Origin of the sequence: Pseudomonas sp. s4 (genome assembly GCF_046764235.1) — a bacterium.
Taxonomy (GTDB): Bacteria; Pseudomonadota; Gammaproteobacteria; order Pseudomonadales; family Pseudomonadaceae; genus Aquipseudomonas; species Aquipseudomonas asiatica.
Map to the genome: position 1 here is coordinate 5,844,925 of NZ_CP177209.1, position 21,048 is coordinate 5,865,972.

A 21,048-nucleotide genomic window follows, 5' to 3' on the forward strand; every position below is an offset into this window, starting at 1 on the left:
GTACGAAATGGGTATCTTTGACTGGAAACACTGGATCGTCCTGCTAGTGGTCGTGGTCCTGGTGTTCGGTACCAAGAAGCTGAAGAACTTCGGCAGTGACCTGGGTGAGTCGATCAAGGGCTTCCGCAAGGCCATGAGTGACGAAGAGAACAAGCCAGCCGAGCAGACCCCGCCGCCTGCCCAACCCGTTCCACCGGTGCAGAACACTGCCCAGCAGAACCAGGGCCACACCATCGAAGGCCAGGCCCAGCCGGTCCAAGAGCCGCAGCGGAAAGACTGACCCATGTTCGGCATCAGTTTCAGCGAGCTGCTGCTCGTCGGCCTGGTCGCCCTGCTGGTGCTCGGCCCCGAGCGCCTGCCCGGTGCCGCGCGCACGGCAGGCCTGTGGATCGGCCGGCTCAAGCGCAGTTTCAACAGCATCAAGATGGAAGTGGAGCGCGAAATCGGCGCCGACGAAATCCGCCGCCAGCTGCACAACGAGCACATCCTGCAGATGGAAGAGGAAGCCAAGCGCATCCTCAACCCGATGACGCCACCGGCGCAGCCGCCTGTCACCACCGCAACCGTTCAGCCCCCCGCCGGGCTCGAAGCCAGGCCGGTCGAGACCGCTGCCGCCCCGGCCACGCCTTCTGAACCGCCTCAACCGCCGCGAGCCCCATGAGCGAAAATCCGGAACACGACCAGCCAATGCCGCTGGTTTCGCACCTGACCGAACTGCGCACCCGCCTGTTGCGCTGCGTTGCCGTCATTTTCCTGATCTTTGCCGGGCTGTTCTCCTTCGCCCAGCAGATCTACACCCTGGTCTCCGCACCGCTGCGCGAGCACTTGCCGGCCAATGCCACGATGATCGCCACCGACGTGGCATCGCCGTTCCTCACGCCGTTCAAGCTGACCATGATCGTCTCGCTGTTCCTGGCGATTCCGTTCATCCTCCAGCAGATCTGGGGCTTCATCGCACCCGGGCTGTACCGCCATGAAAAGCGCATTGCCATTCCGCTGCTGGTGTCGAGCATCTTCCTGTTCTACGCCGGCATGGCCTTCGCCTATTTCCTGGTGTTCCCGCTGATCTTCGGCTTCTTCGCCAGCGCCACGCCAGAAGGCGTGTCGATGATGACCGACATCGCCAGCTACCTCGACTTCGTGATGACGCTGTTCTTCGCCTTTGGCGTGGCCTTCGAAATCCCGGTGGCGGTGGTGCTGCTGGTATGGATCGGCGTGGTCGACGTGAAGTACCTGAAGAAGATTCGCCCCTACGTGATCATCGGCTGCTTCGTGGTCGGCATGGTCCTTACCCCGCCGGACATCTTCTCCCAGACCCTGCTGGCCGTACCCATGTGGCTGCTGTTCGAGATCGGCGTGCTGTGCGGCAGTCTGATCCGCAAGCGCAGCGCCCACGACGAAACCGCCAACGACCACAACGACCAGCCACCAGCGACCCAACCGTGAACCTGTTGCTCCTTGAAGAGGCCGACTTCGTCTCGGCCGACCGCGTCGTCCTCGCAGATAGGCGCTTCACCCACATGCAGGACATCCACCGTGTGGCGGTGGGCGACAACCTGCGCGTGGGGCGAATCAACGGCCTGATGGGCAAGGCCACGGTGCTGCGCCTGGAAAAGCACGAAGCCGAACTGGAAGTCGCCTTTGACCAGCAGCCACCGGCCAAGCTGCCGCTGACCCTGGTGCTGGCCGTACCTCGGCCGAAAATGCTGCGCCGGCTGTTCCAGACCGTGGCCACCCTCGGCGTGCCGCGGCTGATCCTGCTGAACAGCTACAAGGTCGAGAAAAGCTTCTGGCAAACACCGTTCCTGCACCCGGACAGCATTCGCGAGAACCTCATCCTGGGCCTGGAACAAGCCCGCGACACCGTGCTGCCCGAAGTGATCATCGAGAAGCGCTTCAAACCGTTCGTCGAAGACCGCCTGCCGGCCATCGCCGCAGGCACCCTGGGCTTGGTCGGCCACCCCGGCCCCTACCCCGCCTGCCCGCGCGCCGTGGAGCAGCACGTGACCCTGGCCATCGGCCCGGAGGGCGGCTGGATCCCCTACGAGGTGGACCTGCTGGGCAAGGCAGGCCTGGCTCCGGTCCAGCTGGGCGACCGCATCCTGCGGGTCGAGACCGCGGTGACAGCGCTGCTTTCACGGATTTTCTGACACTCTAGTCAATTTTTACCCATAAAGTTTCCCTTCCCCAGGCCGATTGTCTTGGCAACACAACAATTAATCGTGCTGCCAAGGCGCCGGGGAGTCGTACATGTATCAATGGTTCGCCCAATCATTGGGCAATGTGAGCGTCAATCGCAAACTGGGGCTGGGCTTCGGCCTGGTGCTGCTGTTGACCCTGGCCATTACCCTGGCTGGCTGGCACGGCATGGACAGCATCATCAACCGTGGCGACAAGCTGGGAAACATCTCGGTCATCCAGCAGTACACCCAGGAACTGCGCATCGCCCGCCAGCATTACCAGCGCCAGCCTGACGAAGCCTCGGTGGCAGAGCTGGAAAAAGCCCTGGGCAATCTCGAGCGCCAGGTGCAGCTTATGCTCGGGCAGATCGAGCAGCCCGCTGACAGACAGCGCCTTGAGCAGCAGCGCGAGGCCGTGCGCGGCTACCAGCAGGCATTCAACGACCTGAAACAGGCCGGCCAGCGCCGCGAGGCCAGCCGCGCCGTGCTAGGCGACACTGCCGACAAGGCCGCGGAGCTGATTGGCCGGGTGCAACGCGGCCTGCTGCAGGGTGGCGATATCAGCCAGTACCAGCACGCGGTGGAAGTCAGCGCCCTGTTGCAACAGGCGCGGTTCCAGGTACGCGGTTACACCTACAGCGGCAACGCCGACTACCAGCAAACGGCGCTGAAGGCCATCGACCAGGCCTTGGCCGAGCTACGCGCGCTACCGGCCAAAGTGCCGGCGGAGCACGCTGCCAGCCTGGACGATGCCACCACCGCCCTGGCAGGCTACCGCGACGCGGTCACCCAGTTCGGCAATGCCCAGGCCGCCAGTGAGCAGGCCCTGCAGAGCATGGTCGAGCACGGCACGGTACTGCTGCAGACCAGCCAGGCGATGACCACATCGCAAACCGCTGTGCGCGACGCCGGGGCGGCCCAGGCCAAGACCGTGCTTGCCGTGGCTACCGTGCTGGCCCTGGCCCTCGGCCTGCTGGCGGCCTGGGCCATCACCCGGCAGATCATCGTCCCGCTGCGCCAGACCTTGCACGCCGCCGAGCGCGTGGCCAGTGGCGACCTGACCCTGAACCTGCAGGTACAACGCCGCGACGAACTGGGCCAGTTGCAGGCCAGCATGCAGCGCATGACCCAGGGCCTGCGCGAACTGATCAGCGGTATCGGTGATGGCGTCACGCAGATCGCCAGTGCTGCCGAGGAGCTGTCGGCGGTGACCGAGCAGACCAGTGCCGGAGTCAACAACCAGAAGGTCGAGACCGATCAGGTGGCAACCGCCATGAACCAGATGACCGCCACCGTGCATGAGGTGGCGCGCAATGCCGAGCAGGCCTCGGAAGCTGCGTTGATGGCCGACCAGCAAGCCCGCGAAGGCGACCGTGTGGTGGGCGAGGCGGTGGCGCAGATCGAGCGCCTGGCCGGCGAAGTGGTCAATTCCAGCGAAGCGATGAACCAGCTCAAGGCCGAAAGCGACAAGATCGGCAGCGTGCTCGACGTGATCAAGTCGGTGGCCCAGCAGACCAACCTGCTGGCCCTCAACGCGGCGATCGAGGCGGCCCGGGCCGGCGAGGCCGGGCGTGGCTTTGCTGTGGTGGCTGATGAGGTGCGCAGCCTGGCGCAGCGCACCCAGCAATCGACCGAAGAGATCGAAGAGCTGATTGCCGGCCTGCAGAGCGGCACCCAGCGTGTGGCCAGCGTGATGGACAGCAGCCGCCAGTTGACCGACAGCAGCGTCGAACTGACCCGCCGAGCCGGCAGTTCGCTGGAGACCATCACCCGTACCGTGTCTTCGATCCAGGCCATGAACCAGCAGATTGCCACGGCAGCGGAAGAACAGACGGCTGTTGCTCAGGAGATCAACCGCAGCGTGATGAACGTGCGGGATATTTCTGACCAGACCTCGGCGGCCAGTGAAGAGACGGCCAGTTCCAGCGTGGAGCTGGCGCGGTTGGGTACCCACCTGCAAGGGTTGGTGGGGCGGTTCAGGCTCTAGGCTGATGTGTAGGTCACCTGTACTGGCCTCTTCGCGGGTAAACCCGCTCCCACAGGTACCGCACAGTTCTCAAAATCTGTGCAGTACCTGTGGGAGCGGGTTTACCCGCGAAGAGGCCGGCGCAGGTGGAGTATTCCTACCTGTTGAAGTGAAATTTCCTACCTGATTATCAGGTCAAGTCCTACAGCTCCGCTGCCGATTGGCAAAGGTGTGATGCCAGCAATGCGCCTGCATCCTCGCCCCCAATCGCACGGAGATTCCTCATGCTCGGCTACCTCAACCGCAAGCTCGGCAACATCAGTGTCGCAGCCAAGCTCGCCCTCGGCTTTGCCGTAGTCCTGCTGCTTACCCTGGCCACTACCGTCAGTGGCTGGCGTGCACTGGATGACGCCATTGTGCGCTCGCAGCAACTCAGCGAAATCGGCCTGATCAACGACCTGACCAAAGACTTGCGCGCAGAGCGCATCACTTACCGCGTACTCAACGACAATGCCAGCAGAACGCGGATAGCCAACATTCTCGACCAGCTCAACAGCATGCTGAGCACCTTGCAACAACGTAGCAGCGTGGATGAATCCCGGCAGATGCTGACCGAAAAGCTGGCGTTGCTGCAGCGCCTGCGCGGCGATTTCAGCGCGCTGGAGAATACTGTCGCCAAGCGTATCGCCCTGCGCCAGGCCATGCAGGCCCATGAGCAGAAGCTCACCGAAGTAATCGACGATCTCCAGACCCAGGCCTTGCTGAGGATGCCTGCCGACAGCCAGCAAAGCGGTGTGCTGGGGCTGATGGACACGCTTGGCCGACATATCGACGGTGCCAACCAGCAGAGCCTGATTCCGGCCTATACCTTCTCCCCTGTGGAAAGCTTCGCCAAGGTCGGCGACACCTCCCTGGATGCCGCCGCCAGCAGCCTTGCGCAACTGCTCAAAGGCCTTGCTCCACTTGGCTTGCCCCATGCGCTCACCCAGCAGCCCGGCGAGCAGCTGGCCAAGTACCGCGCCAGCCTGGATGAGTATCGTCGGGCTGCGGTGCGTGTCGAACAGCTGCAAAACAACATGGAGAACATGGGCAACGAGCTGCGCGCGGTAAGCCTGGAACTTGGCAAACGCAAGATCGAGCAGCGCGACAGGGAAGCCCTTGAGGCCCGCTCGCTGCTGACCACTGTAGCCCTGCTGGCGTTGGTCGTAGGCGTCGTGGCCGGCTGGCTGATCACCCTGCAGATCACCCAACCTTTGCGCCAGACCCTGGCCGTGGCCGGGCGCATCGCCAAGGGCGACCTGAGCCAGGTCGAACCGGTGCAACGCCGCGACGAGATGGGCCAGTTGCAAACCAGCATGCGCGAAATGACCTTGAGCCTGCGCGAGCTGATCGGTGGCATCGACCAGGGCGTCAGCCACCTGTCACAGGCCGCCACACAGCTGGCGGCCAGCAGCGAAGACACCAAGCTGCGCATCAACCAGCAACGCGAGGAAACCGACCAGGTGGCCACGGCCATGAACCAGATGAGCGCCACCGTGCAGGAAGTGGCGCAGAACGCTGAACAGGCCTCGCTGGCGGCGACCAACGCCGACCAGCAGGCGCAGATCGGCGACCAGGTGGTGGCCGAAGCCATTGGCCGTATCGAACAGCTGGCCGGGCAGATGGACCATTGTCTGGCGGCCATGCAGCACCTGGCGGGCGAGAGCCAGCGCATTGGCAGCATCCTCGATGTGATCAAGTCAGTGTCCGAGCAGACCAACCTGCTGGCCCTGAACGCGGCGATCGAAGCGGCACGGGCGGGTGAAGCCGGGCGTGGTTTTGCCGTGGTGGCCGATGAAGTGCGCGGTCTGGCCCAGCGTACCTCGACGGCGACCGAGGAAATCGGCCAACTGATCGACAGCCTGCACAACGGCACCGACGAAGTGACCCGCCTGCTGGACAACAGCAAGAGCCTGACCGAGCAGAGCGTGGAGCTGAGTCGCAAGGCAGGCCAGGCCCTGAGCCAGATAACTGACACCGTGTCGAACATCCAGGGCATGAACCAGCAGATCGCCACGGCCAGCGAAGAGCAGAGCGTGGTCGCCGAGCAGATCAATCGCAGTGTGCTGAATGTGCGCGATGTGTCGGATCAGACCAGTGCGGCCAGTGAGCAGACGGCGGCGTCGAGCGGGGAACTGGAGCAATTGGGGCAGCAGTTGCGGGGGATGGTGGGGCGGTTCAGCATTTGAGATTGCGGGGGGCTGCTTTGCAGCCCGATTCGCCGGCAAGCCAGCTCCCACAGGGACCGTACAGTTCTCAGTACCTGTGGCACTCCTGTGGGAGCCGGCTTGCCGGCGATTGGGGCGCAAAGCGCCCCCCTTCGGTTAAAGCACCTGGCGCAGGAACGCCTGCGCGCGCGGGTCTTTCGGCGAGTCGAAGAACGCGGCCGGGGCCGAATCTTCCAGCAGCTTGCCATGATCGAAGAACAGCACGCGGTCCGCCACTTCACGGGCAAAGCCCATTTCGTGGGTAACGCAGACCATGGTCATGCCTTCCTGGGCCAGGGTCTTCATCACGTCCAGCACCTCGCCGACCATTTCCGGGTCAAGCGCCGAGGTTGGCTCGTCGAACAGCATCACTTTCGGGTCCATGGCCAGGGCCCGGGCGATCGCCACCCGCTGCTGCTGGCCACCGGACAGGCGCGACGGGTATTCGTTGGCTTTCTGCGCAATGCCTACCTTCTCCAGCAGCGCCCGGGCCTTGGCTTCGCGGTCGGCCTTGTTGCGCTTGCGCACCACCTTCTGCGCCAGGCACAGGTTCTCCAGCACGGTCATGTGCGGGAACAGGTTGAAGTGCTGGAACACCATGCCGACTTCGCGGCGGTAGGCGTTGATGTCGGTCTTCGGGTCGGCCAGTTGCAGGCCGTCGATGGCCACATGGCCTTCGTCGAAATGCTCCAGGCCGTTGAGGCAGCGCAGGAAGGTCGATTTGCCCGAGCCCGACGGGCCGAGCACCACCACCACCTCGCCCTTGGCGACCTGGGTGGTGACGTTATCCACAGCCCGTACCACGTGGCCACGGGTGTCGAAGACTTTAAGCAGGTCACGGACTTCAATCACTTTGCGCAAGCCTCCGCTCGAGCCGGCTGGCCAGGTGCGACAGCGGCAGGTTGATCAGCAGGTACAGGCCTGCCACGCAGAACCAGATCTCGAAGGTCGAGAACGAGGTGGTAATGGCCTCGCGGCCGCTCTTGGTCAGTTCGGTGATGGCGATCACCGAGACCAGCGAGGTGTCCTTGACCAGGCTGATGAACTGGCCGGCCAAAGGCGGCAGCACGCGCTTGAAGGCCTGCGGCAGGATGACGTGGCGCATCGACTGGCCCGCGTTCAGGCCCAGCGAGCGGGCCGCTTCGTTCTGGCCCTTGGCAATGGACTGCACGCCGGCACGAACGATTTCGGCCACGTAGGCGCCAGTGAACAACGCCAGTGCGGCCACCCCGGCAAACTCGCGGGACAGGTTGAGCACGGTACCGATGAAGAAGTAGAAGATGAAGATCTGTACCAGCAGCGGTGTACCGCGCACCAGCTCGACGTACACCGTCGACAGGTCCCGCAGCGTAGGGTTGCTGGACAGGCGGCAGAGGCCGGCGAACAGGCCGATCAATAGCCCCAGGGCACCGGACACCACAGAAATCCAAAGCGTGGTCCACAGGCCCCAGGCCAGCGGGCCGGCCGCCCAGTGGCGGGTGACGCCAATCTGGTCGCCTTCGGAAACGTCGTCGCCACGGGCCAGCTGCAGGCTGTCCTTGTCTACATCGAGCACCTGCTCGGCACCGCTCTCATCTTTCAGCGTGACACGGGCATTGTCGCCAGAGATGACGATGTCCTGCACGGTGCCGTAACCGGCGGCGCGCTGTGCTTCCTCGGCCTTGTAGGCGAAGTACTGCGGGACGCGGTTCCAACGCCACTCGTAGGAAATCATCGAGGTGGCCATGTACAGGCTGAACGCCAGGCCCACCAGGACCAGAGCAGTCAAACCGTGCCAGGGCCACTGGGCTTTCTTGTGTTTGATCACGTGGGGTACTTCCGTAAATGCAAACGCGCAGGGTTTGCCTGCGCGTCGGGGTCATAAAGCCGGCTTGTGGCCTGGGCCTTATTCCATTTCCTTCAGCCAGTCCTTGTTCTTGAACCACTTGTCGTGAATACGATCGTAGGTCCCGTCATGCTTGATCTGGTGCAGGAAGTTGTTGATGAAGTTGATGCTGTCGTAGTCGCCTTTCTTCAGGCCGAAGGCCAGCGGCTCGTAGGTGAAGGGTTCGTCGAGGAACAGCAGCTTGCCGGCACCGGCCTTGTCCACTGCCACCACGTTGTACGGCGCGTCGTAGACGAAGGCGTCAGCCTTGCCGTTGACTACGTCCATCACCGCTTCCTGCTCGTTGTCGTAGCCGTGGTACTTGGCCTTGGCGATCAGCTTCTTGGAAACCATTTCGCCGGTGGTGCCGAGCTTGGAGGTGATGCGGTACTTCTCGTTGTTCAGGTCCTTGTACGACTTGATCTCGCCCGCCAGTTCCTTGCGGATCAGCAGGGTCTGGCCAACCACGATGAAGGGTTCGCTGAAGTTCAGGCGCAGGTTGCGTTCCTGGGTCAGGGTCATGCCGCTGCCGATCATGTCGAACTTGTCGGTCAGCAGGGCCGGGATGATGCCGTCATAGGCCGTGGATACCGGCTCGAACTTGACGCCCATGGACTTGGCCATGGCCTTGAGGATATCGACTTCGAAGCCGATGATCTCGCCACGCTTGTTGGTCATCTGGAACGGCATGTAGGTCGGGTCCATGCCCACCCGCAGGGTGCCGCGCTTGACCGCGTCATCGATCGCGCCCGCCTGGGCGGCCGTTACGGCGACCAGGGCGGTGACACCGACCAGCAGTCGCGAAAGGTATTTCTTGATCATCACCAAGTCCCCTAGCAAGAAAAGTAGCGAATCTTATTGTTGGCATGGCCGTGGCGGCCGATGCGTCATATCGGAGAGGGATGCTAACGCATGGCGGCTCGGGGACCTAGAGCCGGGGGGGACTTTGTTGGCCAAAATCCATCATGCAGGGACATTGCTAGCGAGGGCTTTGCCCTCGTTTCGCGACACAAGGCCGCTCCTACAGGGGCATGCATTCCCTTGTAGGAGCGGCCTTGTGTCGCGATAGGGCCGCAAAGCGGCCCCTGGGCCGATCAGGCGCCGACGAGTGCCGGTTGGCCTTCATTCTCCGGATGCAACGGCAACAGCGGCGAATGCGGGTCGTTCTTGATCGACGCACGCCACACGTCGATCCACGCCGCATTGTGCTCGGCCCAGACCTGCTCGTGCAGGCGGGTCAGCGCCACCGGGTCGCTGAGCAGGGCCAGGCGGGTATTGAGGTCCAGCCCTTTCGGCCCTACCTCCATCGCCTTGGCCACGCGCTCGGCGCGCAGTGCCTCGATCGGCGCTGCCTGACCATGACGGGCAGTGGCCATGGCACAGGCCAGGGCGTTCTGCCGCGGGTCGACCACAGCCCGCACGAAGCCGTCATGCAGGGCATGCCAGCGGTTTTCGTGGGTGTACTGGTCGGTGGCCAGCAGTTCTTGCGGGGTGGCATATTCCTCGGGGATGAGGAACAGCTTCTCGTCCTTGGCGGCAAGGCCCAGGCGGGTGCGGCTGGAGATCACCGAAACCGGGATCGACAGCACCAGCGAACCAACGATTGGCGCCAGCCACCACAGGAAGCTCGGGTTCAGCCAGGCGACCAGCGCCGCCCAGCCGATGCCCAGCAGGGTCTGCGGGCCGTGGCGGCGCACCGCTTCACTCCACGGCGTGGAGTCGTCGTCACGCTGCGGCGAGTTCCAGGTCGCGGCCCAGCCGAGGAACGCGGCCAGCACGAAGCGGGTGTGGAAGATCATGCGCACCGGTGCCAGCAGCATGGAGAACAGCATCTCCATCAGCATCGACAGGGTGACCTTGATGCGCCCGCCAAACTCGGTCGCGCCCTTGGCCCAGATCAGAATGACGCTGAGCAGCTTGGGCAGGAACAGCAGCACGATGGTGGTGGAGAACAGCGCCACGGCCTTCTCCGGGTGCCACTGCGGCCACAGCGGGTAGAGCTGGTACGGCTCGATGAAGTACTGCGGCTCCATCAGCGTGTTGGTGGCCAGCAGCGCGGTCGACAGCACCAGGAACAGGAACCACAGCGGCGCCGACAGGTACGACATCACACCGGTGAGAAACACCGCACGGTGCACCGGGTGCATGCCCTTGACCAGGAACAGGCGGAAGTTCATCAGGTTGCCGTGGCACCAGCGGCGGTCGCGCTTGAGCTCATCGAGCAGGTTCGGCGGCAGTTCTTCGTAGCTGCCCGGCAGGTCGTAGGCAATCCACACGCCCCAGCCGGCACGGCGCATCAGCGCGGCTTCGACGAAGTCGTGGGAGAGGATTGCACCGGCGAACGCACCCTTGCCCGGCAATGGCGCCAGGGCGCAGTGCTCGATGAACGGCTTCATGCGGATGATCGCGTTGTGGCCCCAGTAGTGCGACTCGCCCAGCTGCCAGAAGTGCAGGCCGGCGGTGAACAGCGGGCCGTACACGCGGGTGGCGAACTGCTGCAGGCGCGCATACAGGGTGTCCATGCCCGAGGCCTTCGGCCCGGTCTGGATGATGCCGGCGTCCGGGTTGGCCTCCATCAGGCGCACCAGGCTGCTCAGGCACTCGCCGCTCATGACGCTGTCGGCGTCGAGTACGACCATGTACTTGTATTCGCCGCCCCAACGACGGCAGAAGTCGTCGAGGTTGCCACTCTTGCGCTTCACCCGGCGCCGACGACGGCGGTAGAAGATGCGGCCGAAGCCTTTGGTTTCGCGGCACACGTCCAGCCAGGCCTGTTGCTCGGCAACGGCGATGTCGGTGTCGTTGGTGTCGCTGAGCACGAAGAAGTCGAAGCGATCGAGGTTGCCGCTGGCGGCCACCGACTCGAACGTTGCGCGCAGGCCGGCGAACACGCGCGGCACGTCTTCGTTGCAGATCGGCATCACCAGCGCGGTACGCGCCTCGGGCGCGATCGGCTCGTTGCCTGCACTGCTACCCGAAATCTTGTACTTGTCGCGCCCGGTGAGCAGCTCGAGGAAGCCCATCAGCGCAGTCCAGAAGCCCGCCGATACCCAGCAGAACAGGATGCCGAAGAGAACCAGGATGGACGTCTGCAAGGCATACGGCCAAACCTGCACCACGGTGTCCCACAGCGGCTGGTTGACGACTTCGTCAAAGTCCACGAACGACCAGCCCTGGTACGGCAGGATGCCCTTCATGTACCAGCCGGCAACGATGGTCTGGCCGATCATCAGCGCCAGCAGGATGTAACGGCGGATCGAACCGACCGTACGCCAGCGGGCTGGCGGCAGCTCGCGCTTGGGCGGCTGCGGGGCGTTGGTGCGGCCAGTCATGCGCCGCCACATGCGGATCAGCACGTTGGTACGCCATGGCTCGGGCACGACCTTGGTGCGCTTGATCGGCGGGGCGATCTTCAGGCACAGGCGGCCGCTGCCGTCGACACCAAGCATTTCGGCGTCTTCCAGCTCGGCGGCGCTGCCTACGGTCAGGCGCGGGCCCACCGAGGCCTGCACGGCCTCGGCAGAGCTGGCGGCCGGGTTGGCCGCCAGGCGTTGGTGCAGCTCACTGAATGACGTGCAGCTGGCGAGTTCCGCCCGTTGCTCGTCGCTCAGTGGTAGGTGGGCCAGGTACTCGCGAAGCGATTCCGGCCTTGCGCTTGAGTTACTCATCGGCAGGCAACTGATAGCTCCAGGTCTCGGTCAGCACCTTCTCGGTGGTGGCCGGGGTCCCGTTGGTGGGCGCCGCATCGGCGGCAGGTTGTTCGGCCTTGGCGGCTTTCTCGGCCTTGGCTTGCTTGGCTGCAGCCTTGTCCTGCTTGGCGTCCTTGGCAGGCTTGGCGGCTTCGACCGGCACGTCACGCACAAGCGCGGCACGCATTTCGGTCGATTTGTTGGCTTCCTTGACCTTCAAACGCAGGGTCAGGCGCCAGCCCTTGGTCTCAGGGTTATAGCGCAGGTTGTTCTCGACCACCTCGGCGTTGTCGCCCACGCTGATCTGGCTGCGCACGGCGGTGTCTTCCGGCAGGGCGGCCAGCGCCGGGCCGGCGAAGTCGACCAGGAAGGCCACGCTGCCGTCTGGCTGGCGGATCAGGTTGGATTGCTTGACGTCGCCGGTGGAACGCAGGGTCTGCTTGACCCAGCCCAGCTCGGGAGCCTGGAACTTCGGCTCGTCGATGGTCCAGTGCAGGCGGTACGCGTACTCGAATGGCTTGCCTGGCTCAGGCAGCTTTTCCGGGCTCCAGAAGGCCACGATGTTGTCATTGGTCTCGTCGGCAGTCGGGATTTCGACCAGGTCGACGGTGCCCTTGCCCCAGTCCCCCTTCGGCTCGATCCAGGCGCTCGGGCGCTTCTGGTAGTTGTCGTCGAGGTCTTCGTAGTCGCTGAAGGCGCGCTGGCGCTGCATCAGGCCGAAACCACGCGGGTTCTCGACGCTGAAGTTGCTCACGGCCAGGTGTTTCGGGTTGTTCAGCGGGCGCCACAGCCATTCGCCGTTGCCGGCATGGATCGACAGGCCTTCGGAGTCGTGCAGGGCCGGACGGTAGTTGAGGACCTTGGACGGCTGGTTGGGGCCGAACAGGTACATGCTGGTCAGCGGGGCAATGCCCAGGCGGCTGACATGGTCACGCAGGAACACGCGGGACTGCACGTCGACCACGGTATCGTTGCCTGGGCGCAGGGTCAGCTTGTAGGCGCCGGTGGAACGCGGCGAGTCCAGCAGGGCGTAAATGACCAGGTGCTTGTCGGCCGGCTTGGGCTTCTCGACCCAGAACTCGGTGAAGCGCGGGAACTCCTCACCCGACGGCAGTGCGGTGTCGATGGCCAGGCCACGGGCCGACAGGCCATATACATGGCCCTTGCCGACCACGCGGAAGTAGCTGGCGCCAAGCAGGGTCATGATCTCGTCCTGCTTGTCGGCCTTGTTGATCGGGTACAGCACGCGGAAACCGGCGTAACCCAGGTTCTTGGTGGTTTCCGGGTCGTGTGGCACGTCACCGAACTCGAAACGGCTCGGGTCGTACTTGATTTCCTCGACCTTGGTGGCGGTGACCTCGTTGATCTTCACCGGGGTATCGAAGTGCATGCCCTGGTGATAGAACGACAGCTTGAACGGGGTCTTGTCCTTGGCCCACTCGGCCTTTTCCTGCAGGAAATGAATCTTCTGGTAGTCCGCGAACTTCATGTCGCGGAATACGGCCGGCAGGTTGCTTTTCGGTGCTTCGTACTTCTGGCCGGCCAGATCCTTTGCCTTGGCTGCAACATCGTCAAGATTGAATGCCCACAGCTGGCCCGCGCTCATCAGGCCGACCAGTGCAACACTGGCCATCAGGGCCTTGCGCAGCCCGGTACCGGGGATTCTTGATGCTTTTTGGGGACTAACAATCACGAGCAACCCTCGCCGAAAACAGATCATGAAACCAACGGCCAGCGACAAATGCCGGGTTGGCGAGCACTGTTCGGACCCCGTGAGGGCGTAATGATTCCCCAAACGGATCCAGACAATACTCGAGTCAGAGTGAAACGAACCTGCGAACGCAGGTCCATGCAGCGCGCGATTATCCAGCAGGTCGCGTGACAACGCATCAGGCTGGAACAACTATTTATCGTACAAAACCCCTTGTTTTCCTGTGAACAAGGGGTTTTTTAACCTCATATTTGTAACATAAATGTTACGGGGCCATCATTGACCAGGTGCACCTGCATGTCTGCGCCAAATTGCCCGCTTGCCACATCGGCGTGCCGGGCCTTCGCCTGCTGCAAAAGATAGTCGAACAACTCGGCGCCAAGGGCCGGTGGCGCTGCCGTCGAGAAGCTCGGGCGCATGCCGTTGCGGGTGTCTGCCGCCAGGGTGAACTGCGACACCAGCAACAAACCTCCCCCCACATCCTTGAGCGACAGGTTCATCTTGCCCTGCTCGTCGCTGAACACCCGGTAGTTCAACAGCTTGTGCAACAGTTTGTCGGCCTGCTCACGGGAATCTTCAGGCTCGACGGCCACCAGCACCAGCAAACCCTGGTCGATGGCACCGACCACCTCCCCTGCTACCTCCACCCGTGCACCGCGCACGCGCTGCAGCAGGCCCCTCATGCTTCTTCCAGGGGCAGGTCGAGCAGGCGCCGGGCCATCTGGTCGGCGGCACGCACCAGGGCATCGGTGATACCCGGCTCGGAAGCCGCGTGGCCAGCGTCACGGATCACCTTGAGCTCGCTGTTGGGCCAGGCCTGGTGCAGCGCCCAGGCGTTGTCCAGCGGGCAGATCACATCATAGCGGCCATGCACGATCACGGCCGGCAGGTGGGCGATCTTCGGCAGATCGCGGATCAGCTGGTCCGGCTCGAGGAAGGCGTTGTTCATGAAGTAGTGGCATTCGATACGGGCGATCGACAGTGCACGCTGCGGCTCGGAGAAGCGGTCGACCACCAGCGGGTTGGGACGCAAGGTGGCGGTACGGCCTTCCCAGGTGGACCACGCCTTGGCCGCGTGCATCTGGGCGATCTGGTCGTTGCCGGTCAGGCGCTTGTGGAAGGCCGTGACCAGGTCACCGCGCTCCTCCGGCGGGATCGGCGCGATGTAGTCCTGCCAGTAATCGGGGAACAGGCGGCTGGCGCCTTCCTGGTAGAACCACTGGATCTCCTGGGGCCTGCACAGGAATATGCCGCGCAGGATCAGGCCATGCACCCGCTCGGGGTGGGTCTGGGCGTAGGCCAGGGCCAGGGTGGAGCCCCACGAGCCGCCGAACAGCACCCACTTGTCGATGCCAAGGTGCTCGCGGATGCGCTCAAGGTCCTCGACCAGGTGCCAGGTGGTGTTGTTCTCCAGGCTTGCATGCGGCGTGGAGCGGCCACAGCCGCGCTGGTCGAAGGTGATGATGCGGTACAGGGTCGGGTCGAAGTAGCAGCGGCTCTGGGCGTCGCAACCGGCGCCCGGGCCGCCGTGGATGAATACCACCGGCAGACCTTCTGGCGAGCCGCTTTCGTCGACATACAGCACATGCGGCGCTTCCACGGCCAGATCGTGCCGGGCGTAGGGTTTGATCTGCGGGTACAGGGTCTGCATTGCGCACTCCGTGTGAGGATTATTCGGCCGTGGGCCATCATAAACCTGAATTGCGCTTTGAGCACTGCCCGCGCTGATGCCGCCGCACCTCGAGGGCACATATATCTACCTCCAGCAGCTCAGACAGGCCCGCGATAGTCCCTCGCCCCAAATCAAGCAAGGGCTTCGCCATGCCAACTGCAGTCACTGCCGCACCTAGTGTTCATTACGCCACCATCGAGCGCAGAATCCCCACCTGGCTCAAGCAGGCTCCGCCAGAAACCCAGAGCGCGATGCGCAACTGGCATCAAGCCCCTGCCTGGCTGGCGACGGCAATCCAGCAACAGCCGGAAGTCGCCAAGGCATGGCAGGAAGAGCACGCACGTCACCGCGAGCACCAGGTGCAGGTGCACAAGCTGTTCGAAAAGCTTCCAACCCTGGAAGCGTACGGCACCAAGACACTCACCGAAGCCATCAAGCAGCGATTCAGGCTTGACCTGGACGTGCGCAACACCTACCTCGTCGATGCCCGCCAGATCGAAACGACCAATGCCATCGACAGCCGCCAGGCCGTCGACCGGGCTACACGCTCGCTGCTGCACTGCGCCTTGCACAACTTCGACCAGGATGCCGCTGCCGAGCATGGCATGGACGCGCCCGCCTCCCTGCTCAAGAGGTCGGTCATAGTCGATCACCGGCGCTTCATGGGCACCCTGCCGATCAACAATGCACTGGATATCGCCGCCGAAGATTTCGCCGATTTGTGTCGTACGCTGGATATCGGCGGCAAATACCATCAACAGGTACATGCCATCTACTATCCAGCGGCCACGCCGCCACTCGGCGCGGATGAAGCCGCACTGGCCGTTTATGAAACACTGGGGCGTGCGGAGGTCTCGGCATTCCGGCAATCCCTGCATTTCGCCCGCCTCAAGGGGGATATCAGCGAGGCGCTATATTCCGCCGCTCTTGCCACGCCACTTGACCAGGCGCCATCGCCCTCTTCGCCGGTGACGTTCAGCCTGCTCGACTTGTGGGAAGCCGAGCTGACCGGCGTTGTGCTCATCACCCTGCAAGCTGAAGAGCATCAGGCAGTGGCGCTGTACATCCCCGAAGACAGCACAACGCCCCTCAAGGAATTCGCCAGCCAGGAAGCCATGAACGAAGAGTTGCGCGACAGGCTCCAGGCCGATATCGGCTACCTGGACAAGCACCTCGCCGACCGCGACAAGGCGCCGATAACCACCCGCCTGAAGGACCGGCTCATGCCCCTCGCCTGGAGTGTCCGCGGCTTGCATGAACGTGTTCCGGACCCGCACGCCACCCTGTATCCGGTCAAAAAGCCTTTCAGCCACGCCTTCCAGGGCGTGATGACGTTCCAGAAGACCCAGCGTCATGAGAAGGATGTGCTGTTCCACGCCACGCCAACCGAAATCGTCGATCGGCGCACCGCCCAAGCCCACCGAGAGCTGATTGCCGGCCGTGTGCTCACGGCCTTGAACATCGCCGGCTTCTTCGTGCCGGGGCTTGGCGAGGCAATGCTTGCCGTTTGCCTGGCCCAGCTGGCCCATGAGGTGTATGAAGGGATCGACGCCTGGGAAAACGACGAGCGTGATACTGCCTATGGCTATCTGGTCGATGTGATCGAAAACGTGGCCGTCATGGCCGCCCTCAGCGCAGTAGCCAAAGCATTGAGAGGCTCGCAGGGCAGCGAAACTGGCACGGCGCCGGAAGGGCCGGAAATAGAAGATCCAGAGGATGAGGAGCCAGGGATACCCCGCATTCCTGTAGAAACGCCTTCATTTATCGAAGAACTGGAAGTCGTGGAAACATCCGATGGTCAGATGCGGTTGTGGAAACCCGACCTCACACCCTACCAGAGTCACGAGACACTGCCCCATGACCTGGTACCGGACGAACTGGGCCTACGGCATCACCAAGGCAAACGCTGGCTGGTACTGCAGGGCAATCAGTACATCGTCAGCCAAACGCCAACGACTGGCGAATATCGTTTGCAACACCCTGCAAGTCCTCGCCGTTACCAGCCGCCAGTGCGGCACAACGGTGCCGGAGCATGGTTGCACGTTACGGATAAGCCACTGAGTTGGTCGGGCATGACACTCCTGCGCCGCATCGGCCACTTGAGTGGGCACTTCGACGAGCCGACGCTGCAACGGATTATCGCCGTCAGCGGCGTACACGAAGACGAGCTGCGCCGGGCCCTGGCCGAAAGCCAGCGGCTGCCGGCCTTGCTGGAAGACACCCTGCAACGCTTCAAGCTGGACGAAACGGTCCGCCAGCTGGCGGACGAGAGCACTCGGCCCGCTGAGTTTGCCAGGGCCTACGCCGGCCTTTCGCACGACCTGGCGCCGGGTGCCGAGGCCATCCAGAGGGCGTATCCGAAATTGCCATCAGCAGTCGCCAATGCGCTGGCACGCGAGGCCAGTGCCCTCGAACTGCAGATGCTCGACAGTGGCAAGGTACCACTGCGCCTTGGCGAGGAGGCCCGCGTCTACCAGCAACAAATTCGCCTTGCCCGCACCTGCGAAGGGCTGTACCTGTCCAGCGTGCCGAGCTGGGATAGCGACCTGTTGATCATGCATACGCTCGAACGCTTGCCAGGCTGGCCTGCACAGACCAGGCTCCGGCTGCTCCAGCGCATGTCCTGGCCAACCCAAGATCATGCCATTGGCACGCCGGGCACCCGCCCATACACGACCATCACCCATGCCCCGGCAGGGTACATCGTCCACGACGAAAGCCTGCCCAGTGCGGCGGTCAAGGTGTACCCAAGCCTTTACGCTGCATTGTACGAGGCACTGCCCGCGGCGATGGCGAGCATGGACGTCACCGATCAGCAAGCGCTGCAGCGCCTTGTACAGGAAAGCCCGTTACTACCCCGCCCAGCCTTGAGGGTGCTGCTGGGCATGCAGCCCGTACGCCCCGGCTACCGTTCTCCCATGCGCCTGGCCGATGGTCGCCTGGGCTACCCACTCAGTGGCGGCGGCCCGGCCACCCACGGCATCACCCGTCAGCGCCTGCTCGAAGCTATCGAAGCCACAGGGCTCGCCACACGCACCGGCCGCTCGGCAGATCAGATTCTGCTGGCACTTGCCAGCCGCGGCCGTACACAGCTGCAGATATTCGAGCATTTGCAGACGCTGGTGGAGCAACGCAACGAGCTGCAAAGCAGCCTGGACGATTGGAGCGAAGCCATTTCGCCGGCAAGCGACCAGGCAGCCCACGACTACGACAGCCTGCGTGACTCGATCATGCAACATTGGTACGAGACTGCGCTGGAGGAGAGTGCAGAGCCCACGACCGAACTGCGTATCGCCCGCGTCCCACTTGCCGACGTACCCCTCACCTTGCCCGCTTTTTTCAACACACGCGTGCGCAGCCTGAGCCTGATCGACCTACCGTCAGGATCGCTGGCGGGCTGGGCGCAAAACGAGCGCCTGCTGCAGCGCCTGCTCAGGCAGATGCCGCAGATCGAGTCGCTGGAAATCAGCCGTGCGTTTGACCCCAGGGCAACGCCCTCGCCCTTCCTGTTCAGCGTGCCCACCATCACCGAGTGCCTGCCAGCGTTGCAACGACTGGTGCTCACCAACCAGAACATGACGCTCTCCGAAAGCGACCTGAACCTGCTGTCAGGGCTTCGCCAATTGAGATATCTGGACCTGAGTGGTAACCGGCTGGCGCAGAGCAACAGGCCAAGTTTCCATGAATTGACCCTGGACTACCTGGGCCTGGACCAGATGCAGCTGGCCCAATGGCCGATCGGGATTGGCAGCGACGCCCTGGCGCGCATTTCCCATCTGTCGTTGCGCCACAACAATCTCAGGTCGTTGCCCTCGTTCCTGCTTCATGAAGCGGACATGCTGACCACCCCACCGGTGATCTCGCTGGAAGGCAACAGCATCAATGAATCTCACCTGCAGCGATTGTTGCTGAACGAGCGCGTCGACACCTCGGGCATCACCACGGACCAGCCAGAAGCACTATCCGAACAACTCGCACGCATTCGCGATGAGCGACGACAGATGCGCGATGCGATCGATGGCTGGGCCCAGGCATCCAGTTCGAGCAACCCATTGACCCAAGCCGCGCTAGCAGACAGGCAACGTATCGCGTCAGCGATCGGTCAATTCTGGGAACAACAAGAGCAGGGCCAGTCCTACCTGCGCCTGCAACTCGAGGACGTGGCCATCGAACATTTCCCCAGGCGGCTTCCAGCGTTCTTCGGCGCCCGTGTACGCGCACTCAGCCTGACGCGGTTGCGAGGCAGCGCCTCACAGCTCGATGAACTACTCAGCCGGTTCCCTAACATCAGCCGGTTGACCATCGATGAGCACCAGGCCGCCATGCCCTCGCTGGCATCCGCTCTGGCTCGCCTTCCCCAGCTCACCTTCCTGGAGTTTCGCAACATGGGCCTTGAGGTCGATCAGGCCATGCTCGACATTTTCGCAGGGCTGCGAAACCTGACGTCGCTGGACCTGTCGGGCAACCGCATGGGCAGCATCGACCGGGTGCCCGCATCGCTGGCCAGCAACCTGCAGTCACTCGCATTGACCAACATGAACCTGCAAGCCTGGCCCAACTGGTGTGACAGTTTGCTGCCACTGGAACTTCTCGACCTGAGCTCGAACAACATCACCCAGTTGCCCGAGCACATCCTGTCGAACCTGAACAATCCCATGCCGATCTCGTCGATCGCCTTGTTCGACAACCCGTTGCCTCTTGAAACCATCCTGCGGGTACGCACGTTCTCGGACAGCCAGCACAGCTATTCCTTTGCCCTGGATATCCCCGACGACCTGATGTTCTTCGATACTTCCAGCGAAGGATCTCTCGACCACCCTCACTTCCCACTGCTCGGCGATGATACGCCCAGGCTGGAGGACTGGATGCTGGGTAACGAGGCACAGAATGCAGCATTGCGGGAGTGTTGGGAGCAGCTTGAAGGCAGCGATCTGTTGCGTCTGACAGGCCGTCTGCACAATGCCGCTCCGTACGTTGACCCGAATACGCGAACCACCTTCTGCGAACGGGTACGCATCATGCTGGTGGTGGCTGCAAGCAACGAAACCGAACGCCCGATCATGGAGAGCATCGCCGCTGCGGCATTGCCCGACCCGGCAACCGGCTCGCAGACCTGCCACGATGGAGCGCTGCAGGAGTTCAACAATATTGAACTGTATCTGATGAGCCAACGCCTGTTGATCGACGCCGGCGACTCCCTCCAAGCACTGCGTCGTCGCCTGTTGCAACTTTTCCGGGTCGAACAGCTGGAGCTGATGGCCAACCAACGGACTGGCACGGGTGACCGGGTATCGGTACGCCTGGCCTACCGACGGGAACTGGCCAAGGAACTGGACCTGCCGATCGCCGACAGCATGCGTTTTCGAGGTGCTGCAAACCTGGCGCGCGATGAGCTATCCAGCGTGCTGGAGAAGGTCCGGAAAAGTGAACTGAGCGATGCACTGGTCGATTACATGCTGGCGAATACGGATTGGACCACGCGTCTGCGAGCCGAATTTGCCGACCGATTCGCCGAAATAGAAGCACGTTTCCGCCTGCGGGTGCTTGAGCTGGCAAGCAAGGACCACTCGCTTCAGGACGAGTTGAACTTGCAGCAAGGCCTGCAAGATGACAAGGATCAGGAAGAGAGGGAGCTACTGCGCGAACTCACCATCAAGCAAATCAACAACAACTGAGCAGTAGTGACTGGCGACGCGAACAACCTGCATCGCGTCGCCATT

Annotated in this window: 14 protein-coding genes and 1 pseudogene; 8 read left to right on the forward strand and 7 right to left on the reverse strand. The window is 63.1% G+C overall.

The window, feature by feature from the left end; genetic code table 11:
* Positions 1 to 7: 7 nt before the first annotated feature.
* The 7 genes and pseudogenes from ACK56M_RS27145 to ACK56M_RS27175 all read left to right on the forward strand — a co-directional run bounded on the left by ACK56M_RS27145 (position 8) and on the right by ACK56M_RS27175 (position 6,374).
* Positions 8 to 280: a twin-arginine translocase TatA/TatE family subunit gene (locus tag ACK56M_RS27145; protein ID WP_003259853.1), complete on the forward strand. Its 273-nt coding sequence runs from the start codon at positions 8 to 10 to the stop codon at positions 278 to 280.
* 3 nt (positions 281 to 283) lie between these two features.
* Positions 284 to 661: a Sec-independent protein translocase protein TatB gene (gene tatB / locus ACK56M_RS27150; RefSeq protein ID WP_003259854.1), complete on the forward strand. Its 378-nt coding sequence runs from the start codon at positions 284 to 286 to the stop codon at positions 659 to 661.
* Positions 658 to 1,446: a twin-arginine translocase subunit TatC gene (gene tatC, locus ACK56M_RS27155; protein ID WP_013974546.1), complete on the forward strand. Its 789-nt coding sequence runs from the start codon at positions 658 to 660 to the stop codon at positions 1,444 to 1,446. The genes tatB and tatC overlap by 4 nt, the downstream gene beginning before the upstream one ends.
* Positions 1,443 to 2,150: a 16S rRNA (uracil(1498)-N(3))-methyltransferase gene (locus ACK56M_RS27160; RefSeq protein ID WP_054572184.1), complete on the forward strand. Its 708-nt coding sequence runs from the start codon at positions 1,443 to 1,445 to the stop codon at positions 2,148 to 2,150. Before tatC ends, ACK56M_RS27160 begins: the two co-directional genes overlap by 4 nt.
* A 217-nt stretch (positions 2,151 to 2,367) precedes the next feature.
* A pseudogene (locus ACK56M_RS27165) lies at positions 2,368 to 3,264 on the forward strand (methyl-accepting chemotaxis protein); the annotation flags it as partial.
* Positions 3,265 to 3,462: 198 nt separating this feature from the next.
* Entirely contained in the window at positions 3,463 to 4,167 is a 705-nt protein-coding gene (locus ACK56M_RS27170; protein ID WP_411959640.1) for a methyl-accepting chemotaxis protein, read from the forward strand.
* Positions 4,168 to 4,430: 263 nt separating this feature from the next.
* The gene (locus ACK56M_RS27175; protein WP_015272096.1) at positions 4,431 to 6,374 is read left to right on the forward strand and encodes a methyl-accepting chemotaxis protein; all 1,944 of its coding nucleotides are present in this window, start codon (positions 4,431 to 4,433) and stop codon (positions 6,372 to 6,374) included.
* Between the two features lie 135 nt (positions 6,375 to 6,509).
* Here ACK56M_RS27175 and ACK56M_RS27180 read toward each other — a convergent pair whose 3' ends face one another.
* The 7 genes from ACK56M_RS27180 to pip form a co-directional block, all read right to left on the reverse strand.
* A complete protein-coding gene (locus ACK56M_RS27180; protein WP_411959641.1) occupies positions 6,510 to 7,244 on the reverse strand; it encodes an amino acid ABC transporter ATP-binding protein in 735 nt (244 codons plus the stop codon).
* Positions 7,237 to 8,199: an amino acid ABC transporter permease gene (locus tag ACK56M_RS27185; RefSeq protein WP_015272097.1), complete on the reverse strand. Its 963-nt coding sequence runs from the start codon at positions 8,197 to 8,199 to the stop codon at positions 7,237 to 7,239. The genes ACK56M_RS27180 and ACK56M_RS27185 overlap by 8 nt, the downstream gene beginning before the upstream one ends.
* Before the next feature lie 78 nt (positions 8,200 to 8,277).
* Positions 8,278 to 9,075 carry a transporter substrate-binding domain-containing protein gene (locus ACK56M_RS27190; protein ID WP_054572209.1) on the reverse strand — a complete coding sequence of 266 codons (798 nt, stop codon included), beginning with the start codon at positions 9,073 to 9,075 and terminating at the stop codon, positions 8,278 to 8,280.
* 275 nt (positions 9,076 to 9,350) lie between these two features.
* Positions 9,351 to 11,924 (reverse strand): glucans biosynthesis glucosyltransferase MdoH, encoded by a 2,574-nt coding sequence (gene mdoH, locus ACK56M_RS27195; protein WP_102085072.1) that lies wholly within the window; start codon positions 11,922 to 11,924, stop codon positions 9,351 to 9,353.
* Positions 11,917 to 13,638 (reverse strand): glucan biosynthesis protein G, encoded by a 1,722-nt coding sequence (locus tag ACK56M_RS27200; protein ID WP_015272100.1) that lies wholly within the window; start codon positions 13,636 to 13,638, stop codon positions 11,917 to 11,919. Before ACK56M_RS27200 ends, mdoH begins: the two co-directional genes overlap by 8 nt.
* Before the next feature lie 263 nt (positions 13,639 to 13,901).
* Positions 13,902 to 14,339 carry a D-aminoacyl-tRNA deacylase gene (gene dtd, locus ACK56M_RS27205; RefSeq protein ID WP_013974555.1) on the reverse strand — a complete coding sequence of 146 codons (438 nt, stop codon included), beginning with the start codon at positions 14,337 to 14,339 and terminating at the stop codon, positions 13,902 to 13,904.
* Positions 14,336 to 15,307: a prolyl aminopeptidase gene (gene pip / locus ACK56M_RS27210; RefSeq protein WP_013974556.1), complete on the reverse strand. Its 972-nt coding sequence runs from the start codon at positions 15,305 to 15,307 to the stop codon at positions 14,336 to 14,338. Before pip ends, dtd begins: the two co-directional genes overlap by 4 nt.
* A gap of 170 nt (positions 15,308 to 15,477) precedes the next feature.
* On the opposite strand from pip, the gene ACK56M_RS27215 reads away from it, so the two are divergent.
* On the forward strand, positions 15,478 to 21,003 hold the full coding sequence (locus tag ACK56M_RS27215) for a dermonecrotic toxin domain-containing protein (protein WP_411959155.1): 5,526 nt from the start codon (positions 15,478 to 15,480) through the stop codon (positions 21,001 to 21,003).
* The last annotated feature ends 45 nt before the right edge of the window (positions 21,004 to 21,048 follow it).

What these genes read in the sequence shown, in the direction of transcription:
- tatB (WP_003259854.1), top strand. Translation starts at nt 284, where the DNA reads ATGTTCGGCATCAGTTTCAGCGAGCTGCTGCTCGTCGGCCTGGTCGCC.
- dtd (WP_013974555.1), bottom strand. Translation starts at nt 14,339, where the DNA reads ATGAGGGGCCTGCTGCAGCGCGTGCGCGGTGCACGGGTGGAGGTAGCA.
- tatC (WP_013974546.1), top strand. Translation starts at nt 658, where the DNA reads ATGAGCGAAAATCCGGAACACGACCAGCCAATGCCGCTGGTTTCGCAC.
- ACK56M_RS27170 (WP_411959640.1), top strand. Translation starts at nt 3,463, where the DNA reads ATGACCGCCACCGTGCATGAGGTGGCGCGCAATGCCGAGCAGGCCTCG.
- pip (WP_013974556.1), bottom strand. Translation starts at nt 15,307, where the DNA reads ATGCAGACCCTGTACCCGCAGATCAAACCCTACGCCCGGCACGATCTG.
- mdoH (WP_102085072.1), bottom strand. Translation starts at nt 11,924, where the DNA reads ATGAGTAACTCAAGCGCAAGGCCGGAATCGCTTCGCGAGTACCTGGCC.
- ACK56M_RS27215 (WP_411959155.1), top strand. Translation starts at nt 15,478, where the DNA reads ATGCCAACTGCAGTCACTGCCGCACCTAGTGTTCATTACGCCACCATC.
- ACK56M_RS27175 (WP_015272096.1), top strand. Translation starts at nt 4,431, where the DNA reads ATGCTCGGCTACCTCAACCGCAAGCTCGGCAACATCAGTGTCGCAGCC.
- ACK56M_RS27145 (WP_003259853.1), top strand. Translation starts at nt 8, where the DNA reads ATGGGTATCTTTGACTGGAAACACTGGATCGTCCTGCTAGTGGTCGTG.